The organism is Nonomuraea sp. PA05, from assembly GCF_008086045.1.
GTDB classification, from domain to species: Bacteria; Actinomycetota; Actinomycetes; order Streptosporangiales; family Streptosporangiaceae; genus Nonomuraea; species Nonomuraea monospora.
Window position 1 is genome coordinate 43372 of the sequence record NZ_VSEY01000069.1, and the last position, 6930, is coordinate 50301.

5 protein-coding genes are annotated in these 6930 nt (G+C 74.6%); 2 read left to right on the forward strand and 3 right to left on the reverse strand.

All coding sequences use genetic code 11. From position 1 onward, the window contains the following. Nucleotides 1-19: 19 nt before the first annotated feature. Together FXF51_RS61580 and FXF51_RS56420 are read right to left on the reverse strand one after the other, a co-directional pair. Nucleotides 20-181: a hypothetical protein gene (locus FXF51_RS61580; protein WP_187415129.1), complete on the reverse strand. Its 162-nt coding sequence runs from the start codon at nucleotides 179-181 to the stop codon at nucleotides 20-22. A 35-nt stretch (nucleotides 182-216) separates the two neighbouring features. After that, a complete protein-coding gene (locus FXF51_RS56420; RefSeq protein WP_148443130.1) occupies nucleotides 217-3414 on the reverse strand; it encodes a BTAD domain-containing putative transcriptional regulator in 3198 nt (1065 codons plus the stop codon). 108 nt (nucleotides 3415-3522) lie between these two features. On the opposite strand from FXF51_RS56420, the gene FXF51_RS56425 reads away from it, so the two are divergent. After that, the gene (locus tag FXF51_RS56425; protein WP_222871934.1) at nucleotides 3523-4041 is read left to right on the forward strand and encodes a universal stress protein; all 519 of its coding nucleotides are present in this window, start codon (nucleotides 3523-3525) and stop codon (nucleotides 4039-4041) included. Here the strand turns inward: FXF51_RS56425 and FXF51_RS56430 are convergent. After that, complete coding sequence (locus FXF51_RS56430) at nucleotides 3997-5415, reverse strand: PLP-dependent aminotransferase family protein (RefSeq protein ID WP_148443132.1); 1419 nt, start codon at nucleotides 5413-5415, stop codon at nucleotides 3997-3999. The two genes, FXF51_RS56425 and FXF51_RS56430, sit on opposite strands and share 45 nt — an antisense overlap. Before the next feature lie 204 nt (nucleotides 5416-5619). Here FXF51_RS56430 and FXF51_RS56435 point away from each other — a divergent pair, with 204 nt between their 5' ends. Then, nucleotides 5620-6894, forward strand: a complete 1275-nt coding sequence (locus FXF51_RS56435; protein ID WP_262380557.1) for an MFS transporter — start codon at nucleotides 5620-5622, stop codon at nucleotides 6892-6894. Nucleotides 6895-6930: the final 36 nt, after the last annotated feature.

Consider the following 6930-nt stretch of genomic DNA (forward strand, 5'->3'; position numbering starts at 1 on the left):
CCGGGGGTTCGCGGGAGGTTCAGGCGGGATCGCGCTTGAGCCCGGCGGCGGCACGCAGCAGCTCGATGACGGCTTCCGAGCCGCTGAACGGCACCGGCTCGCCCCCTACCTCTTCGAGCAGGCCGCGGAGCTGGCCGTCCGCCTGCTCGGGCTCGACGAGCCGGACGATCACCGTTCTCATCTGAGCACGATCTCTCCGGACGGTTCAGGTACGGTTCAGGCCGGGTAGGGCGCGGGCTCCACCTCCAGCTCGCGCATCAGCTCGGCGTAGAGCCGGTAGCGCCTGCGGGCGTCTCCCCTGCGCCCGGCCAGGTCGAGCACGCGGACCAGGCCGAGATGGGCCCGCTCGTCGTAGCGGTCGCGCTCCAGCAGCCGCAGCCAGTAGCGGGCGGCCTCGTCGTAGCGGTGCTCGCCGGCCCTGGCCGTGGCGAGCCTGGCCGCCGCCTGCACGTACGCGAGCCTGAGCTGCTCGCGCAGGCCCACCGCCCAGTCCGCGTACGGGTCCTCCTCGCAGAACTCACCGCCGTACGCGCTCTCTGCCGCCGCCCACCGGGCCAGCGCCTCGGCCTGCCTGCCCGCCTGCTCCAGCCGGGACGCCTGGGCCACCAGCTCCAGGAACGTCTCGACGTCCACCTCGACGCCGGACAGCTCCAGCCGCAACGCGCCCTCCTCAGACACCACGAACTCGTCGGCGGGCCAGGCGTGCCCAGGGTCCAGCACGGCACGCAGCGTGGACACCATGACGTTCAGCCGCCGCAGCCCGACCGTCTCGTCCTCCTGCTCCGGCCAGAGGATCTCGACCAGCCGCTCCCTGCCGATCGCGCCGCCCCGGCGGCTGACCAGGATCTTCAGCAGGTCGCGGGCCTTGCGCGACTGCCACGCCGTGCGGGGGACGGGCACCGAGCCGCGCAGCACCCGGAACGTTCCCATCGTCTCGATCGCGAGCTTCGCCCCGCGCGGGGGACCGGCGCGCGCCACCAGGGCGTCGATCAGGTCGTCGAGCGCCCGGCAGCCGATCGCGTGCATGCGCTCACGTACACCGGCGGCCACCTCGCCGCCGGTCGCAGGGTCGGCCAGAGCGGCCCTGACCAGCTCGGCCCTGGCCCGGCCGATCGGGTCGCCGACCGCCGCCCACCTGCGTACGGCCTCGTCGGCGAGCTTGGCGTCGCCGTCCAGCCGGGCGCGCAGCTCCGCCACGGCGGCCAGCGCGGCGTGGTCCCTGCGGTCGTTCGCCGCCGGCTCGGCCTCGTCGAGCAGCGTCCGGGCGCGCCCGGGCTCGCCCGCGGCCAGCGCCACCCGGGCCGCCGCGACCCTGGCGGACACCCCGGAGATGCCGTCCACGTGCCGCAACGCCCGCGCCGCGATCTCGGTGGCCGCCTCGGGGTCGTCGGCGGTCAGCAGCTCGGCGAGCCCGTTGAGCGCCTGCGACAGCGCCTGCACCTCGCCCGACGGCTCGGCCCGCGCGATGACCTGCCGGTAGAGCGTCGCGGCCGCCGTACGGTCGCCGCGCAGGGCGTGCACGGCGGCCAGCCGGTTCAGCCCGGCGCCGGTCAGCCGGGAGCCCATCGCCTCCCACCTGGCCGCCGCGTCGGCCGCCTCGGCCGCAGCCTCCTCCAGCCGGCCCAGGCCGATCAGGGCCTTGGCGCGGTTGGCGACGTTCAGCGCGGCGAACGGGGCGAACGCCACCAGGTCCGACAGCCGGCCGGCGATCTCCGTCTCCGCCAGCGCCTCGGCGTACGCGGCCTCGTCCAGGTGACGGGAGGCCCGGTTGGCGTGGATGCGGATGAGCTGCACCAGGTCGCCGGCCCGCTCGGCGTAGGACAGGGCGCGCAGGTAGTAGGCGTCGTTGGCGCGGCGGTCGCCGTCGAGTGCGGCCAGCATGGCCAGGACGGTGTTCGCCATGGCCAGCGCGCTCGCGTCGCCCAGGCTCATGGCCTGCTCCAGCGCCCGGTCCGCCAGCTCGGCGCAGGCCGCCCGGTCGCCCTTCAGCCAGTGCACCGAGGCCATGGACGCGGCGCACATGGCGGCGTCGGCGGGCGGCAGGCCGTGGGCGTGGCCCCGCTCGTACATGGGCAGCGCCCGGTCGAGGTCGCCGCGCATGTGGTCGATGAAGGCCAGCCGCCTGGCCACGGACGCGTCGAACCCCGGCCCCTCGGCTGCCTCGGCGAGCAGCTCGCGGGCGCGGGTCCAGTGGCCGCGGTTCTGCTCGGCGATGCCGGCCAGCCTGAGCATCGGCGGCGCGCGCCTGGCAGGCTCGGGTAACAGCTCCAGCGCGGCGAGCACGTCGCCGCGCTCGGCCAGCGCCGCGCCGTGCCCGTCGAGCAGCGTGGCCGCCAGCGTGGGGTGGGCGGTCGCGACGGCGGCGCGCAGGGCCAGCTCGGGGCGGTCGTGCGCGACGTACCATCGGGCGGCGACGGCCGCCACGTCGTGGGCCTCGTGCCGGTCCAGCGGCAGGTTCCTGGTCAGTACGGTGCCGGCCGTCGAGGTGAGCCGGTGGCCGTCGGGCTCCGGCTCGAGGAACAGGCCGCGGGCGGCGAGCGCGTCCAGGGTGTCGGGAGGCGCGCCGAGCGTGGCCGCCAGGCCCGGCGTGAGCACCGGCAGGACGGTGGCCGCGCGCAGCAGCTCGCGCATGGCCGCGGGCAGGTCCTTGAACGCGGCCAGCGTGAGGCGTTCCAGCGTGGCCGAGTTCGCCGCCAGGCCGGCCACGGTGCCGCGCCAGGTGGCCGGGTCGCCGCGGGCCAGCGCGTCGAGCGCCGCCTGCACGGCCGCTGGCCAGCCGCCGCACGTGCGGTGCAGCTCGGCGGCGATGCCCGCGCCCGCCTCGCCCAGCAGGTCGCGGGCCCAGGCGGCGGTCTCGTCAGGCGTCAGCGCGAGGTCGGTGGCGTCGAGGTCGAGCACCTCGTGGTCCTGGCGCAGCCGGGCGGTCGGGAACGGCAGCGGCGCCCGCGACGCCGTCACCAGATGCAGGTGCCGGGGCGCCGCGCGGACCAGCGTCTCCACGTACCGGACAGGGCCGGGCGCGCCCGCGATGGCCTCGATGCCGTCGAAGATCAGCACCAGCCCGCGCCGCGACCGCGTGACCAGCGCCTCCGTCAGCGCGCCCGCCAGCGCCGCCGCCTTGGACAGCTCGTCCGCGTCGGGGCCGAGCGGCGCCGCGGCCGCCGTCACCAGGTCGGCGGGAAGGTCGGGCACCTTCGCCGACAACGCCGCGGCCACCGCGCCCGCCAGCGTCGGCAGGTCGCGGTCGGCGGGCCCGAGCCGGTGCAGCACCGCGCCCACGGCCGGGCCCCAGCCGGCCAGCGCCGTGGACTTGCCGTAGCCCGTGGTGGCCACCAGGCAGGTGAGCCTGTGTGTCAGCGCCCCGTCGAGCCGCCGGTCGAGGGCGGGACGGGGGCGCACCCACCCGCGCTCCACCCCCGCATGCTATGCCCGCATTCGGACGGGACTCCAGAGTTCGCAAATTGCCACCTCCCGGTAACCAGCGTGGTGGCGCACTATGGTCGTACTTCGACAGGAGGCACCGTGGAACAGGATCTGCCCGGCGGTGCGCGGCTGATCGTCGGTGTGGACGAGTCCCCGGCCGCGCGCTGGGCGCTGGCCTGGGCCATCGGCGCGGCCAGGCTGCACCGGATGGCTCTGGTGGCTGTGCACGTCAGCCGCGCGCCCGTCCACCCCTTTCCCGAGGCGCTGCCCGTGCAGCACGCCGTCAGGGCGGGCGAGGAAGCGCGCTGCACCGAGGTGATCACCAGCGTGTTCGAGGACGTCGCCGGCGGGGTGCCCGACGACGTGCGGACGTTCGTGGTGGGCAGGGTCGGCGACCCCGGCTACCACCTCGTCGACCTGGCTCGGGAAGGTGACCTGCTGGTGCTGGGGCGGGGCCGCCGCGGCCTGCTCAGCCGCATCTTCCTGCCCTCGACCAGCATGTACTGCGCGCGGCACGCCCGCACGACCGTCGTGATCGTGCAGCAGCCGTCGCCGCCCGACGATCCCGAGCTGTCAGGGGAGCGCAGCCGCCGGTTCTGGACCCGCCGACATCCGTGAGCTGTCCTGCGAAGCTTGTGTCAGCCGTGATCTGAGCAGGCGCAGCCCCTCGGGGATGGCGTCCCTGCCGATCGCGCCGTACCCCAGCACCAGGCCGCGCTGCGGCGGGCTCTGGCCGCAGTACGCCTCCAGGGCCTCGACCGCGAGGCCGGGCGCGGGACGTACGGACGCGCCCAGCGCGCACAGGTGCAGGCCCGCCGTGGACGGCACCAGCCGCACGCGCTCGTCGGCGGCCAGGGCCTCGGCGATCAACGCGTGCCTGGCCGCGTACTCGCGGGTGGCCCTCCTGATGTGCCTGGCCAGCAGACCCTCGTCGATGAAGCGGGCCAGTGCCGCCTGCGTCGGCAGCTCGCCGTGCCAGTCGGACAGGTGCCTGGCCGCCGTCAGCGCCGGCGTCAGCGAGGCCGGGGCCACCAGGAAGCCCAGCCTGAGCATGGGGAGCAGGGTCTTCGAGAACGAGCCCACGTAGATCACCCGCCCTGCCCTGTCGAGGCTCTGCAGCGGCTCCAGCGGGCGCTCGCCGAACCGGAACTCGCTGTCGTAGTCGTCCTCGATCACCACCGCCCGCCGGCGTTCCGCCCAGGCCAGCAGGGCGGCGCGGCGGGCCAGCGACATGGGTGTGCCCAGCGGGAACTGGTGCGACGGCGTCACGTACACGAGCTTGGCGGTCCGGGGGATGGCCCGCACGTCGATGCCCTCCGCGTCCACCGGCACGCCCGCGACCCGGGCGCCGAGCGAGCGGAACAGCAGGCGGGCCGGGGGATAGCCCGGCTCCTCGACGGCCACGACGGCGCCCGGCTCGATCAGGACGCGGCCGATCAGGTCGAGCGCCTGCTGGGCGCCGTTGGTGATCAGCACGTCGCCCGCGCCCGCGTGGACCGAGCGGCTCAGGCCGATGTGGCGGGAGATCGCCTCGCGCAGGGGCTCGTGCCCGGCGGGGTCGCCGTAACCGGCCACGCTCGCCCGCAGCTCGCGGGCCACCAGGCGGCGCCAGGTCTCCATGGGGAATAGGCGGGCGTCGGGGACGCCGACGCGGAAGTCGTACCTGGCCGGGGCCATCCTGCTCGGAGGGGTCAGATCGTCCCAGACCGGACGCGGGCGCACCACGCCGCGCGGCGCGGCCCTGCCCCTGACCTGCTCTCCCGACACGAACGTGCCCGCGCCCGCCCGGCCTACCAGGAAGCCGTCGGCGACCAGGCGGTCGTAGGCGAGGGCGACCGTGTTTCTGGAGATGTCGAGGCGGCGGGCCAGCTCTCTGGTCGGGGGGAGTCGCTCGCCCTCCCTGAGGCGGCCGTCGAGTATCGCGTCGAGGAGTTGCCGGTAGACCTGTGCGGCCAGGTCGCGGCGGCCGTGGAGGCTGATGTGGACGTCCATCTTGGCCCAATCAACTTGCTGGAAATTGGAGCTTATCTCGGGACAAATGTGGATTCATCATGAGTGCATGACCGAGCGGATGTCTCTCGGGACGCGGGCGCCGTGGCGGCGGGGGAGCGCGGCACCAGACCGCTTTTGTTCGACGAGCCGGAACGGCCCGCGCCGGTTCTCACCGAGTCCCCCACGCGACTGGATGCGTTGATCATGGCCACCACTGGCTTCTCCTCCGCGAACCACCCGGCGCCCGCCTCCCAGATCTCGGCCATGAAACATCGGCGAATCCTGGCACATGCGCAGCTGGTCAGCTCCATCGGCGACGGCGTCTACCTCGTCACCTCGGCGTTCTACTTCGCTGGCATCGTCGGGCTGTCGGCCACCGAGATAGGCCTCGGCCTCACGCTGGGCTGGGCCGTCGGCTCGGTGGCCGGCGTGCCGCTCGGCCACCTCGCCGATCGGCGCGGGCCGCGCGGCGTCGCGGTGCTGCTCGCCGTTGCCACCGCCGTCGCGGTCAGCGGCTTCCTGTTCGCCCGCTCGTTCGCCGCGTTCGCCCTGGTGGCCTGCCTGTACGGCACCGCGCAGACCGGGCTGTCCGCCGCCCGCCAGGCCCTGCTCGCCGCCCTCGTCCCGCCCGCCTCGCGGACGCGCGTACGGGCGGTGCTCCAGGCCACCCTGAACGCCGGGCTGGCCACCGGCGCTGCGCTGGGCGGGCTGGCGCTGCACCTCGGCACCCGGGAGGGGTACCTGGCGGTGTTCGTGCTCGACGCGCTCACCTTCCTCGGCGCCGCCGTCCTGCTGCTCAGACTGCCCGCCGTACGGCCCGCACCCGCTCCGGCCGGGCCCCGGCTGGCCGTCCTGCGTGACCGGCCCTACGCGCTCGTGATGCTGATCAACGCGGTGATGCTGTTCTACATGCCGCTGCTGAGCGTCGTCGTGCCGCTCTGGGTGGCCTCGCGTACCGACGCGCCCACCTGGGTGGTGTCGGTGCTGCTGCTGGTCAACACCGGTGGGGTGGTGCTTTTCCAAGTACGGGTGGCCCGGCGGGTGCGCGGCTTGCGGGACGCCAAGGCGGCGGTACGGCAAGCCGGGATGCTGATGCTGCTGGCCTGCGCGGTGTTCGCGCTCAGCTCGTACGGGTGGGTGTTCCTGCTGGCAGGTGCGGCGTTGCTGGTGGCGGGGGAGATGCTGCTGGCGTCCGGATCATGGGAAATCGGTTTCTCATTGGCGCCCGACGACCGTCAGGGGCAGTACCAGGCTTTCTTCGGCACCGGGGTGGCCGTGGCCAGGATGCTCGGGCCGGTCGTGCTCACCACGCTCGTGCTCGGTGGCGGGACGGTGGGGTGGCTGGTGGTGGGCGCCATGTTCATGACGGCCGGCGCCGTGATGGCGCCGGCCGTCAACTGGGCCCGTCTTTCACGTGAACCGGCCGGCGGCTCGGACCCTGCCTCGAGTGCAGCGGCCGCCGGTTCAGCTCGTGCTTGACGTGCTTGGCCGGTGTTTCACGTGAAGCGGCGCAGG